This is a genomic window from Sphingobium scionense, from assembly GCF_014197035.1.
Lineage (GTDB): Bacteria > Pseudomonadota > Alphaproteobacteria > Sphingomonadales > Sphingomonadaceae > Sphingobium > Sphingobium scionense.
In genome coordinates, this window is the sequence record NZ_JACIEU010000006.1 from 119,195 (window position 1) to 139,759 (window position 20,565).

Annotated in this window: 34 protein-coding genes; 15 read left to right on the top strand and 19 right to left on the bottom strand. The window is 61.5% G+C overall.

The window, feature by feature from the left end; all coding sequences use genetic code 11:
* Window positions 1–37: 37 nt before the first annotated feature.
* The 16 genes from GGQ90_RS08500 to GGQ90_RS08575 form a co-directional block, all read right to left on the bottom strand.
* A complete protein-coding gene (locus tag GGQ90_RS08500) occupies window positions 38–1,042 on the bottom strand; it encodes a tyrosine-type recombinase/integrase (RefSeq protein ID WP_188081736.1) in 1,005 nt (334 codons plus the stop codon).
* Window positions 1,035–1,277 carry a helix-turn-helix transcriptional regulator gene (locus GGQ90_RS08505; RefSeq protein ID WP_188081737.1) on the bottom strand — a complete coding sequence of 81 codons (243 nt, stop codon included), beginning with the start codon at window positions 1,275–1,277 and terminating at the stop codon, window positions 1,035–1,037. The genes GGQ90_RS08500 and GGQ90_RS08505 overlap by 8 nt, the downstream gene beginning before the upstream one ends.
* 3 nt (window positions 1,278–1,280) lie before the next feature.
* Window positions 1,281–1,661, bottom strand: a complete 381-nt coding sequence (locus GGQ90_RS08510; RefSeq protein WP_188081738.1) for a hypothetical protein — start codon at window positions 1,659–1,661, stop codon at window positions 1,281–1,283.
* Window positions 1,662–1,892: 231 nt separating this feature from the next.
* Complete coding sequence (locus GGQ90_RS08515) at window positions 1,893–2,468, bottom strand: hypothetical protein (RefSeq protein ID WP_188081739.1); 576 nt, start codon at window positions 2,466–2,468, stop codon at window positions 1,893–1,895.
* Window positions 2,461–2,631: a hypothetical protein gene (locus tag GGQ90_RS08520; RefSeq protein ID WP_188081740.1), complete on the bottom strand. Its 171-nt coding sequence runs from the start codon at window positions 2,629–2,631 to the stop codon at window positions 2,461–2,463. The genes GGQ90_RS08515 and GGQ90_RS08520 overlap by 8 nt, the downstream gene beginning before the upstream one ends.
* Window positions 2,628–3,191, bottom strand: coding sequence for a DUF1643 domain-containing protein (locus GGQ90_RS08525; RefSeq protein WP_246428177.1), 564 nt, complete (start codon window positions 3,189–3,191; stop codon window positions 2,628–2,630). The genes GGQ90_RS08520 and GGQ90_RS08525 overlap by 4 nt, the downstream gene beginning before the upstream one ends.
* A gap of 8 nt (window positions 3,192–3,199) precedes the next feature.
* Window positions 3,200–3,667, bottom strand: a complete 468-nt coding sequence (locus GGQ90_RS08530) for a hypothetical protein (protein ID WP_188081742.1) — start codon at window positions 3,665–3,667, stop codon at window positions 3,200–3,202.
* A 62-nt stretch (window positions 3,668–3,729) separates the two neighbouring features.
* Window positions 3,730–4,752 (bottom strand): recombinase RecT, encoded by a 1,023-nt coding sequence (locus GGQ90_RS08535; protein WP_188081743.1) that lies wholly within the window; start codon window positions 4,750–4,752, stop codon window positions 3,730–3,732.
* Window positions 4,753–4,763: 11 nt separating this feature from the next.
* On the bottom strand, window positions 4,764–4,982 hold the full coding sequence (locus GGQ90_RS08540; RefSeq protein WP_037521438.1) for a hypothetical protein: 219 nt from the start codon (window positions 4,980–4,982) through the stop codon (window positions 4,764–4,766).
* Window positions 4,979–5,902, bottom strand: coding sequence for a YqaJ viral recombinase family nuclease (locus tag GGQ90_RS08545; protein ID WP_188081744.1), 924 nt, complete (start codon window positions 5,900–5,902; stop codon window positions 4,979–4,981). The genes GGQ90_RS08540 and GGQ90_RS08545 overlap by 4 nt, the downstream gene beginning before the upstream one ends.
* A complete protein-coding gene (locus tag GGQ90_RS08550; protein ID WP_188081745.1) occupies window positions 5,899–6,039 on the bottom strand; it encodes a hypothetical protein in 141 nt (46 codons plus the stop codon). Before GGQ90_RS08550 ends, GGQ90_RS08545 begins: the two co-directional genes overlap by 4 nt.
* A complete protein-coding gene (locus GGQ90_RS08555; protein ID WP_188081746.1) occupies window positions 6,036–6,392 on the bottom strand; it encodes a hypothetical protein in 357 nt (118 codons plus the stop codon). Before GGQ90_RS08555 ends, GGQ90_RS08550 begins: the two co-directional genes overlap by 4 nt.
* Window positions 6,389–6,736 carry a hypothetical protein gene (locus tag GGQ90_RS08560; RefSeq protein ID WP_188081747.1) on the bottom strand — a complete coding sequence of 116 codons (348 nt, stop codon included), beginning with the start codon at window positions 6,734–6,736 and terminating at the stop codon, window positions 6,389–6,391. Before GGQ90_RS08560 ends, GGQ90_RS08555 begins: the two co-directional genes overlap by 4 nt.
* Window positions 6,733–6,954, bottom strand: coding sequence for a hypothetical protein (locus tag GGQ90_RS08565; protein ID WP_188081748.1), 222 nt, complete (start codon window positions 6,952–6,954; stop codon window positions 6,733–6,735). The genes GGQ90_RS08560 and GGQ90_RS08565 overlap by 4 nt, the downstream gene beginning before the upstream one ends.
* Complete coding sequence (locus tag GGQ90_RS08570; protein ID WP_188081749.1) at window positions 6,951–7,250, bottom strand: hypothetical protein; 300 nt, start codon at window positions 7,248–7,250, stop codon at window positions 6,951–6,953. Before GGQ90_RS08570 ends, GGQ90_RS08565 begins: the two co-directional genes overlap by 4 nt.
* A gap of 278 nt (window positions 7,251–7,528) precedes the next feature.
* Window positions 7,529–7,711 (bottom strand): hypothetical protein, encoded by a 183-nt coding sequence (locus GGQ90_RS08575; protein ID WP_188081750.1) that lies wholly within the window; start codon window positions 7,709–7,711, stop codon window positions 7,529–7,531.
* 269 nt (window positions 7,712–7,980) lie between these two features.
* Between GGQ90_RS08575 and GGQ90_RS08580 the strand changes: the two genes are divergently transcribed.
* On the top strand, window positions 7,981–8,853 hold the full coding sequence (locus tag GGQ90_RS08580; RefSeq protein WP_188081751.1) for a DUF3800 domain-containing protein: 873 nt from the start codon (window positions 7,981–7,983) through the stop codon (window positions 8,851–8,853).
* Between the two features lie 373 nt (window positions 8,854–9,226).
* Here GGQ90_RS08580 and GGQ90_RS08585 read toward each other — a convergent pair whose 3' ends face one another.
* On the bottom strand, window positions 9,227–9,739 hold the full coding sequence (locus GGQ90_RS08585; protein WP_188081752.1) for a helix-turn-helix domain-containing protein: 513 nt from the start codon (window positions 9,737–9,739) through the stop codon (window positions 9,227–9,229).
* 47 nt (window positions 9,740–9,786) lie between these two features.
* On the opposite strand from GGQ90_RS08585, the gene GGQ90_RS08590 reads away from it, so the two are divergent.
* Complete coding sequence (locus GGQ90_RS08590) at window positions 9,787–9,987, top strand: helix-turn-helix domain-containing protein (RefSeq protein WP_188081753.1); 201 nt, start codon at window positions 9,787–9,789, stop codon at window positions 9,985–9,987.
* 54 nt (window positions 9,988–10,041) lie between these two features.
* Here GGQ90_RS08590 and GGQ90_RS08595 read toward each other — a convergent pair whose 3' ends face one another.
* Together GGQ90_RS08595 and GGQ90_RS08600 are read right to left on the bottom strand one after the other, a co-directional pair.
* Window positions 10,042–10,284, bottom strand: coding sequence for a hypothetical protein (locus GGQ90_RS08595; protein WP_188081754.1), 243 nt, complete (start codon window positions 10,282–10,284; stop codon window positions 10,042–10,044).
* 248 nt (window positions 10,285–10,532) lie between these two features.
* On the bottom strand, window positions 10,533–10,778 hold the full coding sequence (locus GGQ90_RS08600) for a hypothetical protein (protein ID WP_188081755.1): 246 nt from the start codon (window positions 10,776–10,778) through the stop codon (window positions 10,533–10,535).
* 41 nt (window positions 10,779–10,819) lie between these two features.
* Here GGQ90_RS08600 and GGQ90_RS08605 point away from each other — a divergent pair, with 41 nt between their 5' ends.
* The 13 genes from GGQ90_RS08605 to GGQ90_RS08670 all read left to right on the top strand — a co-directional run bounded on the left by GGQ90_RS08605 (window position 10,820) and on the right by GGQ90_RS08670 (window position 20,562).
* Window positions 10,820–11,029, top strand: coding sequence for a hypothetical protein (locus tag GGQ90_RS08605; RefSeq protein ID WP_188081756.1), 210 nt, complete (start codon window positions 10,820–10,822; stop codon window positions 11,027–11,029).
* Window positions 11,016–11,495, top strand: coding sequence for a helix-turn-helix transcriptional regulator (locus GGQ90_RS08610; RefSeq protein WP_188081757.1), 480 nt, complete (start codon window positions 11,016–11,018; stop codon window positions 11,493–11,495). Before GGQ90_RS08605 ends, GGQ90_RS08610 begins: the two co-directional genes overlap by 14 nt.
* Window positions 11,496–11,637: 142 nt before the next feature.
* Window positions 11,638–11,814, top strand: coding sequence for a hypothetical protein (locus GGQ90_RS08615; protein ID WP_188081758.1), 177 nt, complete (start codon window positions 11,638–11,640; stop codon window positions 11,812–11,814).
* Window positions 11,815–11,890: 76 nt separating this feature from the next.
* A complete protein-coding gene (locus GGQ90_RS08620) occupies window positions 11,891–12,307 on the top strand; it encodes a hypothetical protein (protein WP_188081759.1) in 417 nt (138 codons plus the stop codon).
* A 15-nt stretch (window positions 12,308–12,322) separates the two neighbouring features.
* A complete protein-coding gene (locus tag GGQ90_RS08625) occupies window positions 12,323–13,261 on the top strand; it encodes a DUF2303 family protein (protein ID WP_188081760.1) in 939 nt (312 codons plus the stop codon).
* 60 nt (window positions 13,262–13,321) lie between these two features.
* Complete coding sequence (locus GGQ90_RS08630; RefSeq protein ID WP_188081761.1) at window positions 13,322–13,666, top strand: hypothetical protein; 345 nt, start codon at window positions 13,322–13,324, stop codon at window positions 13,664–13,666.
* 74 nt (window positions 13,667–13,740) lie between these two features.
* Window positions 13,741–14,541: a hypothetical protein gene (locus GGQ90_RS08635; protein WP_223178160.1), complete on the top strand. Its 801-nt coding sequence runs from the start codon at window positions 13,741–13,743 to the stop codon at window positions 14,539–14,541.
* Between the two features lie 22 nt (window positions 14,542–14,563).
* Window positions 14,564–15,022, top strand: coding sequence for a hypothetical protein (locus tag GGQ90_RS08640; protein ID WP_188081763.1), 459 nt, complete (start codon window positions 14,564–14,566; stop codon window positions 15,020–15,022).
* A 589-nt stretch (window positions 15,023–15,611) separates the two neighbouring features.
* Entirely contained in the window at window positions 15,612–16,157 is a 546-nt protein-coding gene (locus GGQ90_RS08650) for a hypothetical protein (protein ID WP_188081765.1), read from the top strand.
* A 216-nt stretch (window positions 16,158–16,373) separates the two neighbouring features.
* A complete protein-coding gene (locus GGQ90_RS08655; protein ID WP_188081766.1) occupies window positions 16,374–16,868 on the top strand; it encodes a terminase small subunit in 495 nt (164 codons plus the stop codon).
* Window positions 16,869–17,008: 140 nt separating this feature from the next.
* The gene (locus GGQ90_RS08660) at window positions 17,009–18,313 is read left to right on the top strand and encodes a phage terminase large subunit (RefSeq protein ID WP_246428178.1); all 1,305 of its coding nucleotides are present in this window, start codon (window positions 17,009–17,011) and stop codon (window positions 18,311–18,313) included.
* Window positions 18,314–18,355: 42 nt separating this feature from the next.
* Window positions 18,356–20,233 carry a phage portal protein gene (locus GGQ90_RS08665; protein WP_223178161.1) on the top strand — a complete coding sequence of 626 codons (1,878 nt, stop codon included), beginning with the start codon at window positions 18,356–18,358 and terminating at the stop codon, window positions 20,231–20,233.
* Window positions 20,230–20,562 carry an Acb2/Tad1 domain-containing protein gene (locus GGQ90_RS08670; protein ID WP_343053629.1) on the top strand — a complete coding sequence of 111 codons (333 nt, stop codon included), beginning with the start codon at window positions 20,230–20,232 and terminating at the stop codon, window positions 20,560–20,562. Before GGQ90_RS08665 ends, GGQ90_RS08670 begins: the two co-directional genes overlap by 4 nt.
* Window positions 20,563–20,565 lie beyond the last annotated feature (3 nt).

Consider the following 20,565-nt stretch of genomic DNA (forward strand, 5'->3'; position numbering starts at 1 on the left):
CTGCGGTTCAGAGTGCCGGTTTGAAAAAGTTTGATAGTCACCGCTTTGTTCTTTCCCATTTCAGCATGGCCGCTTGGCTCAGCTTTTTTTGAGACCGGAGCTTGGCGTAATGCTCGACCATCTGGAGCGACTGGCCGCTGATCGATGCGGTTTCGGCGGCACTGCACCCAGCCTCCAGCAGCGTGTTGACCGCGTTCTTCCGCAGGCCATGCGGCACAACCTTGACCGGCGCGCAGGCCGCCTGGATCGCCAGCCTGATCTTGTTCTTCTTCCCCTCGGTTGGCTTGCCGGGGATGATGGTGGCCAGCGTGCGCGGGTGGCGGGCAAGCTCTTCCCTCAATTCAGCATGGATTGGAATGTCCAGTTCCTTGCCCGTTTTCTGCTGGGTCAGGTTGATGTGATCGTCATGCACGTCGCGCCATGTCAGCGCCGCCACGTCGCCTATGCGCTGCGCGGTGTAGTAGAGCAGGTGGACGGAGAGCCGAACGAAGTCGTCATCCGATTCGAGGCATTGGCTCAGCGCCTGATCGGGCCAAGGATCATGCTCGCCAGTCTCCATTTCCTCGATCTCGAAAAATGGGTCATTGCTCACATGCCCGCGATTCCGCGCCCACGTATAGGCCGCGCTCCCGGCCCGCTTGACCATGTTCGCCGCGCCGGGCTTGTCCGCCATCTGGTCGAGCAGCAGCACGATATCCTTGCGTTCGACCAGTTGCGCCGGCGCCGTCCCCAGCTTGTCGACCAACTCGCCTTGATACAGGCGATAGAGCCGCTGCGTGGATGCGGCCTTCTTCTTCTCAAACTCTGCGCTCGCCTGATACAGTTCGATCAGCTTGGCGACGCTCAACTGCTGAGCGGCATTGACGCGCCGGGAGCGATGGCCAAGCAGGGCCGCATAGGTCGCAGAGAATATCCGGTCGGCGGGATCGGGCAGGCGCTTCCAGATGCGCTTGCCATTATCGTCATCCTGGCCGGTGTCGAAATAGTAATAGTAGCGGCCCTTTGCCTTGGTCCGCTTCACATATTTTACGATTCTAGCCATTCGCATAAAGCTTCGTTTTCTTGCGCCAATCGTCGGCGGCCACCTCTCCGGTCAGCCGCTCAAGGTGGGCGTCTATGTCGGCCTGGCTCCAGTGCAGACCGTTGCCAAGCATGACCGGGTGAGGCAGGCGGCCGCAAGCAATCTCGCGTTCCAGCTCAGCCGCCGACAGGTCGAGATAGGCGCATGCCGTCGCCCGCTTCATCATGCGCGGCCAGTGCGGAACGTGCTTGCCCATAGTTCACCCCTCCCCCACAAGAGCGGCGTCGATGGCGGGCGCGTCGGGAAGCGGGCGCCAGTGGGTGGGCGGGAATGCCCATTCGCGAACCTGCTCGCCGCCCCATACCCACACCTTCATTTCGCTATGAAAATAGCCGCTGGCCATGCGCCAGTTGTCGAATGGCGGGACGCTGGTGTCGGCCCACAGCAGGACTTCGCGCATGTGCGGCGCCGTCTCGATCGGCTGCCATCCCCTCTCAGCCGCCTCCAACCGATCCAGCAGGGCGCGGATTGTTGAAGCCGATTCCTCGAACATATCTGCGCGAGAGTGGAAGCCATACTGCCGGCTCGTTTCCGCAGAAGCGTCCAACTGCTCCAGATGATCCTGGATGATGTCAGTCATGGGCGGCGTCCTTCATCCTCGGGGCCTGGAACCAATCGTAAAGTTCGCTGGAACATGATGGGCAAAGGTCAGCCCACTGCGGCGTTAATGATCGCTGAGTACCGATCCAGCGGTGGGAATTGGTCTCCGAGTAATTCAGACCAGCCCAATGATAGCCATCTTCTGGACGGCGAAATTCAGACTTTGTGCCGCAACGATCACAAGTCATGGATACTATGTTTGCCTTAGCCATCACAAACCTCCCGCCCGCGCGCGCAGGGCCAGCGATCGATATGCACCACGCAGCAGCCGAAGCCGGTGCGTCGCCTCCTTCATGTTGATCGACCCTGAGATGAGATATTCGTAGCTTTCGATCATGATGCGCGCTGTGAGCCTCAGCGGGATCGGATTGCCATAGGTCAGGTTCCACCCGATGCTGCCATGATGCCCAGCCATCGGATTGGGTATCGTGCTGAAAGCGCCGCCACCGATGCAGACGCTGGCGCACATGGCATCAGCCACATGCGGTTGCAGGCTGTGCCCGACACGATAGGCACCCGGCTCATCACGTGCTGGTGTCCATTCGATCGCCGGTGCCGGCGCCTCGTAGTGACGGAAAGTGCAGTTGCGGAGAGCCAGCGTGCAGAGGGTCGACAACGCGATGGCATCGACTTCCCGCGCCTCGCAGTCGTAAATCTCGCACGGCACCCCGGCCCGGTTGATGAGCCGTTGAAGCCAGAGAGCGCTGATCGGGATGGGCATGTCGCCCATTTCGCCGATGACCGTCTGCAAGGCGCGGATCATGGCGATGTCGCGCTTCTCACTCATGCCCCACCTCCTCCCTCGCAGCCGGATCGACATCATCAACGAAGTCGACGCGCGCCCGGTTGTCGTTGGCATAGCCCTTCTCGGCAGCGCACTTGTCGCAGATCAGCGTGTGACCGGCGGGCGCGGTGCATTCGACGCAGGTGTCGGTGCCGTGGTGTTTCATGACGCCGCCCTCCACAAAATAGGCTTCTGATCGCGCGGAATCCTGTGCTTTCCTCGCGCCATGGGATGGGTAGGTGCGCCGCTCTTTGTCCTGCCCCAACACCACAGGTCGGGCCAAGGCTCGACACCGCCTTGGATTTCTTCGATGACATGTTCGATCCAGGCATCATCCCAAGCGATGTTGCCCCAGCAGACGAAAACCTGGTCAGCCTCTTTGGCTACCTTCGCGACGTAAGGCAGGTTGGTCATGATCATCTGATCGCGCGCATACCAATCGTCGGTCAGGTGCCAGTCGGCGCGCTTCCGACACTCGGCCGGCGACGAGGTGCAGAACGGATAGAGGTTGACAGCGCGATAGCCGCCAAACCCGAACAACTGGAACCACGCGTTCCACCACAAGGAGGTGGGATCATCCTTCAAGGCATCCGCAGTCGACGGATTGCATCCGATGACACAAGCGGTTGGGCCATCACCCCAACGGCGCCTGAGTTCGACGCGATCGTCACCCGCAAAAATTGCGTCACGGCGCATGGTATCATTGCCGAAAAGATCGACAGGCATGGGAGAATTCATTCCACCACCTCCACCTTGACGAACTCCCCACCCTTGAGAACCCACTGGCCCACTTTCTTGGGCGTTGGCTGGAAGGGCTTGGGCGCGGCGATTTGCTTCTTCCACTGGTCGAGAATGATCGCCTTCGCTTCGGCGGCGGTCAGGTTCTTGCCCCGGCGCAGCAGGCGATATTCGGCGCGCATCGAGGCCGGGATGTCGCGCAGCCGGGTCGATGACAGCGTGGCATTGCGCTTGGCCTTCGTCTCGGGCGCCTTGATCTTCGCCACGACATCGGGCCGGGTCAGCACCTCGCGATAGAGGCGCTCCCCATGCGCGCGCAGCATGGCCTGATGCTCGGGCGTGGCGCGCACCCGCTCCATCGTCTTGCGGAGCGTCTCGCGCTGGGCCAGCAGGACGCCAGGTTTGGCATTATGCCGCCGGATGCCCTCGCGCCTCCGACGCTGGATTTCCGGGTCTGTCGCCATGTGCTTCGCCGAACATGGCTTGCACCGCTTGGCGCCCTTGCTGCGCGGGTGGGTGCATTCGGTCACTTGCCGGCCCCCAGCTCGGTCTTGCACACGCCGGCATGGACGAACAGGTCATCGCCATCGGCCTCCGACAGATCGGGCAGCAGCGATTCCAGCTTGGTGTCGACATCGATCACCGTGCCGCACTGGTCGATTTCCGCCATGTCCTGATCCAGCGTCAGGCGCTCGCCGCGCTCGTTGTCGGCCGGGCCTTCGCCGCTATCATCAGCGGCCTGCTCCGACTGGATCTGATGCTCGAGGGCATCGAGCCGGCCAACAGGCTGCTCTGTCTCGATTTGCGCAATCTCGCCCTCTGCAGCCATGGCGAGCGCCGCCGACTTAGCGACCATCGTGTCATCGCGCTCAAACTCGGCTTCGATGTCGGTGGAACTCGGCAGTCGCTTGGCGAAGCGCCGCATGACAGTCTTGCGCGCCATTTCGCCCCACCAGTCCACCCACGGACCCTTGTCGGCGGCGCGTGAAACCTTCCGCACGGCCTCGATCTGGGCGACGTTCATGATTTCGGGCGGGACCACCTCACCGCTCTTGAGGGTGGCGATCGCATAGGCGCCGATGGGATTGCCGCGATCCGCGAACCAGTCAGGCTCAAACACCGGGACAGCATCGAGGCCGGGCCGATAGGTGAATTTGTCATGCTCATGAACGACGTGGACATCGACGCTGGCGATCTCGCCCGACTGGCGGATCTTCTTCAGGACGCCGGCAATCATCGGCATCCACTGGACCTTCTTGTCCCACCCGCCTGACTGCCGGTTCTTCGTGTTGAAGATAACCAGGGCGCCTTCCCGGCCATCAGGCAGCAGGCCATCCTGCGCCGCCTTGACCACGGCGCCGAATAGCGACCGGCGATCAGCGTTAAGCAGATCAGGGTTGCTCTGGATCGCGGTCATCGTGACGCGCTGAAACTTGTCAACGGCGATATGCGCCGGCAGCGCCATCTTGAGCTGGTCACTCATCTGCGCCAGACTCTGCCGCAACGCTACTGCCGGGTCGGCCCGGCGCTCCTGAAGCTGGGTTGCCAATCAATTTCTCCTTAGAACGGAACTTCTAGGCTGGTATCGAAGTCCTCGATCACCAGCGGATTGTGGATGGTCACGCGACGGTGAGCCTGCATGACGAAGAACTCTTTGCCGGGGTTAGCCACAGCTAGACGCTTGGCCTCTTCCGCTGCTCGTCCGAAAGTGTCGTGACGGACACGGGGGTTCATCCCTTCTGGATTCCAGACGAGATAAAAGGTGTCTGCGAGCCTCATCCGCGCTTCTCCACGATGCTGAAGCGCCGGTAAGACTTCCGGCCCTTGATGATTGTGCCGATGTCGTCGGCAGTGATTTCGCGATCCGGCTGGGCCTTGGTGGTCGGGCACTTGACGGTCATCCCGTGGAGCAGCGCCACGCCAGCATTACCGAGCTTGTCGAGCAGTTCAGCCTGGGCCGCATCGGCCTGCGCCTTGCCCTGCTTCTCCAGCGCCTTGCCGGTCAGCCAGCGGGCTGCAGCGTCCACAGCCAGATTGTCGGTCCGCAGGTCGATCAGGTCGCCGTTATCCTCGGGATAGAGCGCACTGATCGTCGGCAGGTCGCGGGTGTAGTCTGCCGCCGGCGGATCTCCCGCAGCGATGGAGCGCCAGAATGCCGCAACCCGCGCCTCGATATCGGCCCAGATGAGCGGGCGGAACTGATACTGAAACCGGCGCAGTTCATTGCCGCCGACCAGCACGATGACATCGCCCCAATCGCAGCCGGCAAGCCCCATGTAGGACATGACCTGCAGCAGATAGTTCAGCGGCGGCTCATCGCCCCAGCCCTTGGCTACTATCCAGTCTGCCGTCTTCACCTCAAGGATGCCACGGCCGCGCTGGGGGCACATAACCATCTGGTCGGGGTGACCACCTAGGCCGGCGTCGTTCGTGAGGCGCTTGGGCGTCTCCAGCTTCTGGTAGCCAAAGCGGTCGCAGGCGCCTTCGATAATGACCGGCTCAAGGCGAACGCCCCATTCCGCGCGCTCATTGCCAGTGAAGTCTGGCGTTGCGACATTGCCGGCCTTCCGGTGCCAAAGCTCGAACTCGGTCAGCCAGGGATGCTGGTTGAACAGCGCAGCCACCTCCGACGCGCCGACCACGGACGCGCGGAAAGCGTCATCGCCATCGCCGGCCATGATGTTGGTCACGGCGTTCATATGTGGCTCCCCACCAACAACCCCATCATGAACACCACAGCCCCCGCACCGATCAGCTCGGCATAGGGAGGGCGGATGCCCATCCGGCCTTCAGGGTTGGTCAGGGCGGCTATGGCGGCGTGGATGGTGGAGATCATGACCGGGCCTCCATCTTCTCGCGATGGGCGCGCTGGTGCATTTCATCCATGCTGACCGGCGGTTCACCCTCGCACATGTCAGAAAAGGCATCGGCCGCAGCGTCGTCCATCTCGTCCTGCGTCATAGGTCGCCAGCCATGGCCAGCGCAGTCGGAGCACTCGACCGTGAAATCGTCAGGCGAAAGATCGTCCATGCCGACGAAGCGCGAACGGCGGTTGGGGTTGACCCCGCACACTTCGCCATGGCCGTCGCATTGCGGGCACTCGATTTCCGGCCGATAATGCTCGTCGCAGGTAAATTTGCTGGCGACACAATTCGGGCAACCAGCCTGCCAGTTCGCTCCCCGGATCATGCTGCACCGCCTTTCGCCTTGGCGATGGCGGCGTCAGCGCCGGGGGTTGAGCCACTCACGAACTCTTCGTCCGATCCTGCTGCGCGACATGCGTTGTGGAACCGGCGGCGAAGGTCGATCAACTCCGACAGCAGTTCCGGCGCGGCGGCGAAACGGTGAGCATCAGCCTCGCTGCAAATGCCTGTGATCAGCATGTAAGGGCGATCGTCGCCGATATCGCCAAAGCCGCGAACCCCGCCATCAGGATACGAACCAAGGCCAATGCCCCACTGTCCCCCATGCTGGCGTTGATTTTCAGACTGCCCGACCACAAACGGCCCCGGCGTATGCGTTGCGTTGCTCACATCAAATCTCCCAGATCAGCAACCCGGCGCTCCCATCCCAGCGCGAGGCGGTCGCACTCGGCGTGATAGTTGCGCACCATGGTGTTGAGCCGCGCCACAGCGGCGCAGGTGAGGTCATCAGCCAGCGTCGGATCGAAGCCGGCAGCGTTGACGGTCGCAGCGATTTCGGCGGCAATGCGCGCATCCTCGACTGCGGTGGCCAGGGTCGAGCCGGTCATGCCGCGATCCCCCGACCCGCATTGACCGCGACCGCAATGTCGATCGCCTCGGCAACGCTCAGGCCGACAGCGATGCGCGCGGCTTCACGGCCACCAAGGCACTCGGCGGCAAGAAAGTGCTCGTTCTGGATGGCCGACAGCTTGGCGACACGCTCGTCGCTCACATCGTAGGCCAGCCACTCGTCGCTGGTCAGATAGAACTGCTTGGTGTGCCGCAGCTTGGCCGGCGGCTCGATCGCGCAGGACGCGAGGATCGCGATTGCCTGCGGAGTGTCCTGCCATGGAATGATGCGCATGTTGGTGCTCCATCTCGCGGTTTCCCGCTGGGGCCGGGTCTGCGGTGGTGCGACCGGGCTGATGGAGTGATATCTACATGCGCATACGCATATCGTCAATGACCAATTTATGCGCCACCGCATTTTTTATGAGCAAGCGGATTTCCGCCGATCGCGCCCACGAAAAAGCCCCGCAGCGAATGAACGCGCGGGGCTAGTTTGGGAGGGTGACGAGCAAGGGGGCTTCGTCGCCGGTCGCTAGAGCAGCGTTATGTTACGGGCGTGTGGCAGACCGACGCCTAAGCCATTTCATGCTCTTCGCCCTGTTCAGCATCCGCCTCCATTGAGCGAACGTGTTTCAGATAGTTGGCCGCCAGAGCGAGATGAACCCGCTTGGCTGACGGATCGCTGGTCATGTTGGCTTTCCGGATCTCATTCCTGGCGCGGCGCTCGTAGTAGGCCTTTTCCGAAATTTTGCGCATTTTGCTCCTCCTTGAGTTGAACAAAAGCGACCTCTTTGAGAGGGCGCCATCCCAGGCGGCGAGCCTTGGGGCGCTCGGAATTTATCAAAGAGCGGCTCGATTCTTCAAGAGCGGGGAGCCACGAAAAAGCCCCGCTCGATCGCTCGGCGGGGCTAGTCGAAGGTCATCGAGCAACGGGGGGGATGCTCGTTGGGAGGTATTACACCTGGGCGGGGAGATCGTTCCGCGAAACCCCGCGGCGAGATGGTCGGGCGGGGTGGGCCAATCGGATGAAAAGATTCGACACCCTCAATCTGGGCATTCAGAATATGACTATGGCAAAGTATCACGTATATATTGATGAAGCAGGCGATCCTGGCGTGAAGCCGAAGACTGGTGATCCATCTTGGACCGATTGGTTTGCAATCGGCGCCGTCATTGTAAGTGATGCAGCCAACCCGGACACCGTTGACTGGGTGAAGGATATGAAAGAGGCCGCCCGAAGCCAAGAAGGTCCACCGCTACATTATCGCAACTTATCGCCCACAAATCAGGCTCGCGTCTGTCGGATGCTATCACGAAAAAAGGCAAGGGTTCTCGTTGTCGCATCGCATAAGGACACGATGCGTTCGCACTACAATCCGCGTCTTGGCCGAGCGAATGACCAGAAATTCTACAATTGGTGCCTGAGACTGCTTTTGGAGCGGGTGACCGAATGGTGTTACCGCCGCTCATTATTTGAAAAGATAGACGATCACTCAGCCAGGATCGTCTTTTCCAAACGCGGCGGACATAAATACGAAGAACTGAAAGATTATCTCCGGAAGCTTGAGGCGCAGAGCCTTACCGGCAATCTGATACTATCAAAACGCGGGATCGTGCCAGGCGTCATTCACGACAAGCGCATCGAGGTCGAATCTGACATGAACCATGCCGGCCTTCAGCTTGCGGACATTGCGGTCAGCTCATTCTTCAATGCGGCTAATTCTTTGGCGGCGAAACACGACTTGGAACCTGCCAAGACGCTAAAGCCGATCGTGCCAACAATGCCGGGTTGTAAGACGGCGTGCGATTTCGGTCTTTTGCGATTACCGTTTGCGCATCAAGGTCAGATTCCAGAGGCTGACCGAGGCATTTTCGAGGAGTACGGCTACATTTTTTAGTAGGTGGCAGGCCCCAGACTCCGTTTCCTTGCAAGTGGTAGGTTACCATCCACCGGGCAACCATCTTGTAAGGCGCCGTCACGAACAGGCCGATCGGGCTGAAGCTTTAATCCGGCGTTTCCTGCCGGGCACCAAAATAGCCATTTGCCCTTAAGATTCAATAAATTGTATTGAGTCAATTTCAGCGGGTTAGCAATTGACCGTTCCCCACTTATCCACAGCTAAATCCCGATAGGAAACACCCTGCCCCGCTTTTCCTATTTCCTACACGCCCCGTGTTCCGGTAGAGAACAAAAAGAGAACGGATGAGTCGAGGCGTTGGCGATGGCGGTGCTAGCAGAACCAGCATGCGAAGTGGGTTGCCGAACCTGCCTCATGGGTTGCGCTGTTCTCCCTGCCCGCCTGCTTTGGTGGGAGCGGGAGATTGAACGACTGTGCCAGGAACGCTCGCTTCGGCCGAACTGTCTGGAGACGCGCCGTGCTTTAGAAGGAGCGCTAACCTGTCACGCAGGCTTGAAGCGACAATTGGCGGATAGCCCGAGAGCGGCGTTCCGGGTGGAACCTCCTGCATTGCGTCGGAGATCATACGCCGGAAGTCGTCTTCACTAGGCAGGCCGTCCCCTGCCCGCAGTGCCGGGATCTCGGTCAGTGGCATGGTGATAAGCTGCTCGATCGTCACCTCAGCAATGCGGGCAAGAGACAGCAGGTTGTCTGGCCTCGGATCGGCACCCTTCTCCCAACGAACGATGGTTGATTGGCCGACACCGATTTGCTCGCCAAACTCGGTTTGGTTGGCGAATTTCGACCGCAGCGATTTGATGTTTTCGGAGAGGATCGACATTCCCGCCGGATAATTGGAGAGGCGCAGATTCTCCAATCCGCTCACGCATATTTGCATTTGACACCATATGCGTATGCGCATAGAGATATCGGATGAGCGAGATCAGAGCCATCCGTGACGCCCTTGGTTTGACGCAGGCCCAGCTTGCCGCCCAACTCGGCGTAACGCAATCCACCGTTTCCCGGCTCGAAACCGGCGAGATCACCCCCGATCGGCGGACGATGCTCGCCGCTCATGCGCTGAAAGCCGCAGCGAAGCCCGCTCGCCGCCCCACCAAGCAGGTGGCCGCATGAGCGCGCTCGATCCCATCCTTGACGAAGCGACCTATGCCAAGCTGCTCGCTCGCCTCAGCTTCGCGGAAGCTCAAGCAGGGCCGCGAGCGTGTGAAGCTGCTGGGCCAGTTTCGGAGGAAGCTGCTCAGCATCGCTCATTCCCTCGACGGTTGTGGCAAGTTGCTTCAGCGTTTTTGCAATCGTCTCCTCTTGTTCGCGCCCTAGCATTTTTGCTTCGGACAGCACGATCACGCAGTTGGCTGAAAGCTTCAGCGCCGCGAATGCCGCGTCCGCAGTCAGCTTCTGTAGGTCTGTCATGCGATTCTCCTTCGCAGGCATCTGAGCCTAGCGACGGCGCAGAGTCCACCAAGCCCGCGAGCGCGGCGGCGTGATAGGGTTCGGCCTCCTCGGCTATGCTCTGGCCACCTATCTTTGGGTGACGCGTCCAAACGTCAAACGCCTGCGCGCGATCATGCGCGAGGAAATTGACAAGGATCTTCTGCGGCGCAGTGGCCTGACGGGTGACGCAGCTATTGCCTACGCTGCTGCGCTCCACGCCGATCGCTTCAAAACTTCCAATCAATCGGAGGATCGGCATGCGTGATCGGGCAATCAACCTGTCCGTCGCGGGCGATATCCATGCACAGTTGTCGAAGCGATACGCGCGCCGTGGTCTGATGATCTCGACCAGCCTTCTCGTCGGCATCCACCAAGGCTTCCACGATTTTGCTGATATGCCGCTGATCGATGGTGCCCGCGTGATGCAGCCCGGAAACGATGGCTCGCAGCGCAAGCTTGGTGGCGTAGTCCATCCCGAATCTCCCTTCGCGCTGACCATAGCACGGAGGGCTTCGTGAGCAGCCTCATCGATCGCCTGTCCCCCACGCCGATCCACGCCCCCTGCGCGGTTCGTGTCGGCGGCCATAGCTTCGGCTTCGGGGCGCAGTTCTTTCCAGTTCTTCGGGTCGCATCCGAAGACGGCGCCGAGGGTCGTTTCCTCTCTCCGGTTCTCGGCGCCAATGTTTCCACTCTCGATCATGGATACCGCAATGCAGCAGACTAGCCCAAGTGTGTCCGGTCGGCTCGCCCGCCCCACCCAAAATGCTTACCGCCAGCGCTGCGCCGACGTGATCCGGCGCCTCAAACTGGAACATGGCCTGACGAACGAGGAACTGGGCGACCGCCTGGGCTGCTCGGACGAGACGATCAGCAATGTCGAGAACATGCGGACCAACCTCAACCCGGTCACGCTGCTCAACATCGACTTCGAGTTCGGCCCCGGCACGATCGATCCTATCCGCGAGCTGTCTGGCACCCGCGGCGTCCCGGTCGGCGCGATCTGCGACACCGACGCCCTACCCGCGCTGACGGCTTCGGTTCACAGCATCGCACAGGCCCGCGCGCCCGCCAGCCCCGGCGGCGCAGTCATGACCCATGGCGAACTGGCCGAAATGAAGCCGGTTCTGCGCGAGGCCATCAAATCGCTCAACTGGTTGCTGGACCGGGCCGAGCGGGGCGAGGCAGCATGACCGGCCCCCAGGAAGCCGCGCCCTGCTGCGAGCAATGCGGCAAGGCATTCCCCATCCGCCGTCGGGCGCCCAAGACGGGACTTTGCCGCCACTGCTGGTCGGTCAAGGCGCTGCTGTTGCGCGGTGTGCATCGGAGGGCGGCATGAACTGGCGCCGCATCTTCGCGCGCCGTCGCCCGGCCCTGTCGCTGGACGCTCTGGTCGCCGCCACCCGCGCCGCCAACGCCCCATGGGCTGCCAAGCGCCGCGCCCAGCTTCCGGCCGAACGTCAGGCCCGTATCCGCACCATCATTGAAACAGGAGTTCGCCCGAGCGGCTGACAATTCGCCGGGGCGGGATGGGCCGCGCCCCGAGGAAAGCGAGACACGGCCCGAACTACGCCGATGGAGAATATAGATGGAAACTATCGATCAGGAAACAGGTGAGATTGTGGAGCGCGCCGCCGATGGCGGGCAACGCTATCCCGCCGCGCATAGTCTGGCTGACTTCATCCGCATGCAGGAGGATGGTCAGTTCGATGCGGATGTCGCGTTCGATCTGAATGAGCTTGCTGCCGAACTGGAGCAACTCGCGCAGGACACCGGGCAAGGCAAACTGAAGGCGAAGCTGACCATCACGGTCGATATCGCCCGCGATCCAGCCGGCTTCTACGTCTTCGCCGCCAAACACACGATCAAACGCCCCGACGAGAAGCGAAAGCAGTCGGTCGGGTGGGTCACCGAAGACAACAAGTTCACCCCGAACAAGCCGCGCCAGGGAAACCTTTTCGGCACCGTCCGCGACGTGACGCCCCGTCGCGAAGTCCGCAACTAATCAGGAGCCAAGTCCATGACCACCACTGAAGCAGCAATCCACACCACCCGCGTCGGCGAATTGATCACCGAGTCCCTCAAGGCGTCGGAAGAATATCAGAAGCCCATCGTGATCAGCATCATGGAGCCGTCGTCTGGCCTCAAGGTCGACGCCGTTCTTTCCCGCAATGGACTGAGCGCCATCCCCAAGGCGGTGTTTGACGAATATCGCAACGCGCCGGAACGGCGGAAGGGAACGTCTATCCTAACCCGCCTGGAAAGCCTGATCGATCACGTCAACCGCTTCAAGGATGAAGACAGCGTTCTGTTCGCTCACGACGATCGCAAGGCTCCCCGCCTGACCGCAGTGCTGGACTATCATTCGAAGGGTGCGGAAGGCTCGCCCCGTTTTGGCCAGCACCGTTCGGTTTTCGCCTTCCCCTTGTCTGATGAATGGAAGGCGTGGATCGCCGCCGATGGCAAGAAGATGCCGATGATCGAATTTGCCGAGTTCATCGAAGAGCGGATTACCGACATCGAAACGGTCGAGGATATCGATGACCTTTCTTCCGGTATCCGGGAATATATCGGCGCCGCTCGCATCTCGAACATCGCCAGCGCTTCCAAGCTGATGGAATTGTCCAACGGCCTCCAGATTCACGAAACCAGCGTGATCAAGCAGGCCAACAAGCTGTCGAGCGGCGAAGGCCAAATCCGTTTCGAAAGCGAGCATACCGACGCCAATGGCGCGCCGGTCGATGTGCCAGGCCTGTTCATCATCTGCATCCCGGTGTTCGCGCACGACGGATATTATCGGATCGCGGCTCGCCTCCGCTATCGCAAGACGGGCGAAGGCATCGTGTTCTGGTACGACCTCTGGCGCACTGATCTCGTCTTTGACGACGCCTTCGACAAGGCATGCACGCGCGTGAAGGACGAAACCGGCCTGCCGCTTCTGGTGGGCGCGCCTGAGTAATCACTGGCGTCACCGGACCCCGGAGCAATCCGGGGCGAGGATGAAACCAGTGGACGCGATATGAAATTCGACCTGCCCTTCCCCGCATCCTCTCTCGCTGGCCATGCCAAAGGCAACGGCCAGTGGAAGAAGATTGCGGACACCAAGAAGCACCGAGAGTGGGCGCGCAATGCCGCGCTTGCCGTTCGCGCTGCCATGCCGGCCACGGGAGATATCACCGTGCGCGTCCGGTTCGTGCCCGCCAACCGGCGCGGTGACCGGGTGAACTATCCCAACCGGATGAAGCCCTATTTCGACGGCATCGCTGATGCGCTGGGCGTAAACGATAGCCGGTTCGTGCCGGCCTATGAGTTCGCCGCGCCCGAGGCACCGGGGCGGGTTGAGGTGGAGGTTTTGGCGCTATGACCTCCGACGCTGGGTTCGTGAAGATGTACAGAAGCCTCCTTGGGCACCCAGCGTTTCGCAATGACGCGGAGGCCATGGCGTTCGCCTGGATGGTTATCCGTGCATCATGGAAGGGGACGCGCGTCCGCTACAAGGATCGCGTCATAACGCTCAAGCGTGGACAGCTTGCTATGTCCGTTCGCGACATGGGCGCGGCCATGGACCGGGATAAGGCATGGGTTGAACGCCTCTGGAAGCGCCTGAAATCCGAGACGATGATTGAGACAGTGGTTGATGCAGGCGTTAGCGTCGTAACAATCTGTAATTACGATACATTTCAGGGTGAACGAGACACGTCCGAGACGGTGAATGAGACACCAGACGAGACAGGCGCAAGACAGGCGCAAGACACAGAACAAAGAACTGAAGAATATACTTCGGAAGATAAATCTTCCTCAGTTGTGAACATCGCGCAGGCGCGCAAACCCGATCCGTTCCCCCGGCCCGTCTTTGCCGATCCACAGGTCTGGTCAGACTTCCTGGCGAACCGAAAATCCAAGCGCATGAAAAACACGGCGACCGCCTACCGGGATTTCCTGCGCGCCATTGCTGACCAGCAGGATGAGAACTGGCCGCCGGGTCGGCTGCTCGAACACGCCACCGCGAAGGGCTGGGGCAGCATACACAATCCCGACAAGGACGATCGACATGGAACACGCACACGGCAACCCGCTGTTCAACAAGCCGCTCACGGCGTACGTGGGCCAAGGCCAGACCCGGCCGTTGACCTCCTCCGACAAGCCCGCGCCGAGCAGGAGGCAGGTTTCGGCGAAGACGAAGGAAGCGATAGCCAAGCTTGGGCTGCGCTACCGTCCTACCTCACAGACCGATCTTGAGGCCCACGCCGGCCAGCTCGCGATGCTTGCAACCGACCTGCACGACCTCCCCGTTGATCTACTGGAACGGGCTATCGGTGACTGGTCGATCAAGTCGCCATTCATGCCGAAAGCCTTCGACCTGGTGCAGTTGGCAAAGAGCTATCTCGCCAAGGCTCATCCGCAGCAGCGCGAGGTTACGACCGATTGGGTGGATGTCGCGCGCCGCCGGAATGACCGGATGAACGCTGACCCAGAAGCCCGGCGCGGTGTTCGCTGGGTCGCCAATTCCACCGGCGTGAACCTGGAGCTGGACCCGACTTATCGCACCGACATGGATCGTTTCATGGGCAAGCTGCACGACGGCACCGCTACCGCTCGCGATGTCGATCGAGCGCCTGAGGTCTGGCGGAAGATTGCCGAGGAGCGCGGATATCTGCGCCGGTTTGACGATGGCGCTTTCGTGATCCGCGAACGCCGCTGCGAGAATGTGGGGCTGTGATGGACCAGCAGCGCATCAAAGAAATCGCCTGCCTCTGCGGCGCCCGCGAGCGCGACACCGGGCAGAACCGACCCCGGCCTTGCTGGGGCTGTGGGGACAAGATGGGCATGGGGAGGTGGGATCGATGACCCCCACCACCCTCCAGCAAGCCCGCGAGAACGTCGCGGCCCGCCTCCATCAGCCATATCAGCAAAGGGCTGTGCTCGAAGGTTCCTGGGATCGCGGCTCCCTCGTTCGGGATGAGATCGCCAAGGTTGAGGGGAGGAAGTGATGGGGAATGGGCCGAATTTGGCAGAACGCGCCACACACAGCGCCAAAACAGCCGCACATGGTAGTTGGGTAGCCAAAGACCAACAAAAGCGCTCCACGGGGCTTAAATCGGAGGACCGCCCATGAACCCCCGAGCCGCCCGCCAGGCATCCGGCATGACCCGAAACGAATGGGCAAGGGCCATGGGGGTGTCAGTGCTGACCACGAAACGCTGGGAAGCCCCCGGCAGCCGATACGCCCGCTCGCCAACGCAGCACCGCGTCGAGCGCATGGAGCGCGTGCTTACCGGGTGTGGGGTTGATTTGAGGGAGGATCGGGTATGAACGCTGTTGCTGTGATTGAGGCGGCGCCGGTTCCGGCTCCCACGCTGGAACAATGGCTGGACATCGGCCGAGCGATTGCCGACGAAGGCCGCCGCGTGGGGTGGGCGTTTGCTGACTGGGCGCGCCAAGGGAAAGTCCTTGGGTACACCAAGCAGCTTGGTTTCAATTTCCTTGGCCATGAACTTGGGATTGATCCGCGCAGGCTCGAAATAATCGACAAGGCCGCAGACGCATTCCCCCCCGGAACCAGACACCCAAAGCTTAGCGTGGAGCATCACGCTCATGTGGCTGACCTCCCGAAAGAACGTGGATTTGAACTCCTGAATGAGGCCGCTGCCAACAAGTGGACTGATGTGGACCTGCGCAAGGAAGTGATCACCACAAAGGTGGCGAGCGGCCTGGCTCATCTTCTTTCGCCCGACGATTATGACGATTTTTGCCGGATGCAACTGCAGCATGCCTGGAACCGGGCCAGTCCCTCGGTGCGTGAGGATTTCGCCGAACTGATCGCGGCAAGCAATATGGGGGTCATCGATGCTTAATCACGGCACACGGGGCGCGCATCGTCGCCCATCGTCCAGGCTGGTGCCCCCGCTCCCGCCCGAGTTCGCGCAGCAGTTCGTGGAAGGCGGATGGCGGCGCATCGAGCGGGTCTATGGTGCCCGCAATGATCTGGTGCGCAAGTGGATAGCCATGGCCGGCGGGGAGCGCGAGCTTAAGCGGCTGCGGCGGGAGTATATGGCTGGGAGGCGGAAGGGATGACTCCGAAGCAACAGCGCTTCGTTGACGAATATCTGATCGACCTGAATGCCACTCAGGCGGCCATTCGGGCAGGCTACAGCGCGAAGACGGCAAACGAGCAAGGTGCGCGGCTGTTAGCGAATGTTAGCGTCCGTAATGCTGTCTCAGAGGCCAAGGCCAAGCGGTCGAAGGAAACAGGCATCGACGCAGCGTGGGTGTTGAGCCGGCTCGCCGCCGAAGCCTTTGCCGACCTTGCCGACCTGTATGATGAACATGGTCGGGTGAAGCCGGTAAAGGATTGGCCATTGGTGTGGCGCCAGGGGCTTGTCGCGGGGATCGAAGTCGAGACGATCGGGGAAGGCGCGGGCCACGTTACCAAGATCAAGATCAGCGAGCGGATCAAGCGGGTCGAGTTGATCGGCAAGCATGTCGACGTGCAAGCCTTTAAGGAAAAGCTGGAGGTCGCTGCGGCGATGACGCTGGTGATCGATCCTAAGGATGCTGCGCTTTGAGTCCAGCAGCCGGATTTGCTGACGAAATTACTGCTGAACGCCCTGTTGGCATAGGCCACAACGGCGGCCCTCCGATTGCCAAACTGACCCCGAGGCAGGAAGAGGCGCGCGACCTCCTCGCCTCATCGGCCCGCAACATCATGCTTCGGGGCGGATCGCGCTCGGGCAAGACCTTCCTGCTGGTCCGCGCCATCCTCCAGCGCGCCATCAACGCGCCGGGCAGCCGGCATGCGATCTTCCGATTCCGGTTCAACCACGCCAAGACCAGCATATGGGCCGACACGCTGCCCAAGGTGCTGAAACTGTGCTTTCCTGCCCTGCGCGTCCGGTTCGACAAGACGGATTTCTATGTCGAGCTGCCAAACGGGTCGCAAATTTGGATCGCCGGCCTGGACGATAAGGAACGGGTCGAGAAGATCCTTGGCGCGGAATATTGCACGCTCTACTTCAACGAGAGTAGCCAGATACCTTGGGGATCGGTGGAAATCGCCATGTCCCGCCTCGCGCAGAAGTGCGAACTGGCTCCAGAGATCGCGGCGGCGACCGGCCGCACCCATCTGCCGCTCAAGGCATATTTCGACTGCAACCCGCCGAGCAAGCTGCACTGGTCGTTCCAGTTGTTCCGCGCCAAGGTGAAGCCTGGCACCAAGGAAGCGCTGCCCAACCCCGCCGATTATGTCGAAATGAAGGTCAACCCTTCGGACAATGCCGATAACCTGCCTGCCGAATATTTCGAGGTGCTGGCGTCCATGTCTGCGGCCAAGCGGCTCCGGTTCGAGGCTGGCGAATGGGCCAGCGAGGTCAATGGCGCGCTTTGGGCGCTGGAGGACCGTCAGACAGAGGGCGGGACTATACCCGGCATCGATGGCCACCGGGCGACGCTGGAACGCAGCCCTGACGATGGCAGGCCTCAGGTGCGCTATGCAGGCGCAGTGATCGACCTGCAGCGCATCGTGGTCGCGGTCGATCCTAGCGGCACCAAGGGCGACGGAGGCGGCGATGACATCGGCATCGTGGTCGCTGCTAAGGGTGTCGACGGGCGCGGCTATGTGCTGCAGGATGCGACCTGCCAGCTATCGCCTGATGGCTGGGGCCGGCGCTCGGTCGAGATGTATCGTCGGTGGGGTGCTGATCGCGTCGTTGGCGAACGCAACTTTGGCGGCGCCATGGTCGAGTTCGTGGTGAAGACGGCCGACAAGTCGGTGCCTTACAAGGAGGCGAACGCGACGCGAGGCAAGGTTGTGCGCGCTGAACCGATCTCAGCGCTCTACGAGCAGGGCAAGATCAGCCATGTGGGGGATCACCCTGACCTTGAGGACCAGATGTGCAATTTCACCGCGTCGGGGTTCGTCGGCGAGGGGTCACCTGACCGGGCCGATGCGTTGGTGTGGGCGCTGACCGAGTTGATGTTGAACGGCAAGGGCAGCGCCTTCGACGTGCTTTAGCGTCCGTAGCGATAAGCGGCCCCTCCCCGCACCGTCGCAAACATGGGAACCGTGACGCGCCTCTGGGATGGCCTGGCCAACGTTTTGACCGGGCGCGGAACGACGGTCGACCGCTCAGCGCACAACTTCTGGATGCGCCGGTTCACCACCCCCGAGCAGATCGAGAGCGCCTATCTCGGCTCCTGGCTGCATCGCAAGATCGTGGATATCCCGGCTCAGGACATGACCCGCGCCGGCCGCGATTGGGACGCGACGGACGACCAGATCAGCGCGATCGAGAAAGAGGAAAGGCGGCTCGGTTACTGGCCCAAGCTGTATGAGGCGCTGACCCTTGGACGCCTCGGTGGCGGCGCCATCCTTATCGGCCTTGGCGATGATCCGACCAAGCCCCTGCCCACATCGATCCGGCCCGGCCAGATCCGATACCTGTCCGTCCTCTCGCGGTGGCAACTGTCGCTCGGCGAAATGGAGACGGACCCGGAGAGCGACAACTTCGGCCAGCCCCGCTATTTTCGCCTGTCAGGAACCGGGCGCCAGGTCGATATCCACCCCTCGCGTGTCGCCGTGTTCAAGGGGCTGCCCATCCCCGCGATCCGCATGACATCGTGGGAGGATAATTTCTGGGGCATGTCCGTCGTGGAGGCCTGCGACGAGGCGGTCCAGCAGGCGACCACCGCTTGCGCGGGCTTCTCCGTGCTGATCGATGAAGCCAAGATCGACGTGTTCCGGTTCAACGGCACGGTCGAACAGCTCAGCCAGCCCGATGGCGAAGCGAAGCTGATGAAGCGCGTGGAACTGACCAACACCGGCAAGAGTGTTCATCGCGCGGTCATCCTCGACAAGGAAGACGAGTGGGTGCAGCGTCAGCTTTCGCTGGCTGGTGTCCGCGATGTCATCATCACCTATGACGCGCGCGTGGCAGGCGCGGCCGATATCCCCGCGACCCGCTTGTTCGGGAAGTCACCGGATGGGCAGAACAGCACCGGTGAAAGCGACCTCGCCAACTATTTCCAGGGCGTTGGCGCCAAGCAGGACATGCAGCTTCGCCCACCCATGCAGCAGATCGACGCGGTCATGATCCCTTCCGCCGGCGTGCCCGCCGATCTGCCTTGGACCTTCTCGACGCTCATGGTGCTGACCGAGCAGCAGGCAGCAGAGATTGAACTCAAGGAAGCCCAAGCGCTCGAAAAGATCGTGGGCCTCGCGCTGGTCCCTGAAACCGCGATGGCCAAGACCGTCCAGAACCGCCTGATCGAAAGCGGGCGCTGGCCGGGGCTGAAGAAGGCGATCGAGGAAGCTGAGGCCTCCGGCGAGGAGCTTCCCGAGAGGGTTGACGAATCCGAACTGGGGATCGTGCCCCTCGGAGAGAAAGGAGGTGGTCAGTCGTCTCGTGCGCCGGGCGGTGGCCGTTCCACTGTGGCTACCGCCGACGCATGGCTATCCGACGCCACGCCGCGCGCGCTCTATGTCCAGCGCAAGCTGCTGAACGCCGCCGACCTGATCGCATGGGCCAAGGACAACGGGTTTGCCACCACCCTGCCTGCCAGCGACATGCATGTGACGGCCCTCTATTCCCGCAGCCCGGTCGACCCCATGAAGATGGGCCGCGATTGGCGGGAGGACGAGAAGGGCCAGATCATCGTTCGCCCCGGCGGTCCGCGCGTCATCGAGAAGCTGGGCGAAAACGCCGTCGTTCTGCGCTTCGCCTGCCCCGATCTGGACTGGCGCCACAAGGACATGATCGAAGCGGGCGGGTCGCATGACTGGCCGGAATATGCGCCGCATGTGACGATCAGCTACACCGCGCCCGAGAGTGTCGACATCGATGCGCTCAAGCCGTTCAACGGTGCGCTGCGGTTCGGGCCTGAGATATTCGAGGCGCTCGATCTGGATTGGAAGTCGAAGGTGACGGAACAGTGAAATCGATTCGCCGCCGCCTCGAAAAGCTGGAGAAAAATTCCATGGACCGTGTAGACAGCGCATCGGACGACCGCACCGCCAACAATGCCGTCCGCCATACATATCGCGTATTGGGCGATGTCGAGAAGGCGCAGATGGTCGCGATCAAAGACAAAGGGGCTGAGTTCCTAAACCTGATCGAGAGCCTTCGGAAAGAGCCTGAGCCTGTCATCAATGATGATGGCACGGAAAGCGCTTTCGCCGTCCACACTTTCGACCGCGAACTGAACATCGCCGCCGAGAAGATTGAGGAAGCCGTGATGTGGGCGGTGAAGCACATCACTGCCTGACGG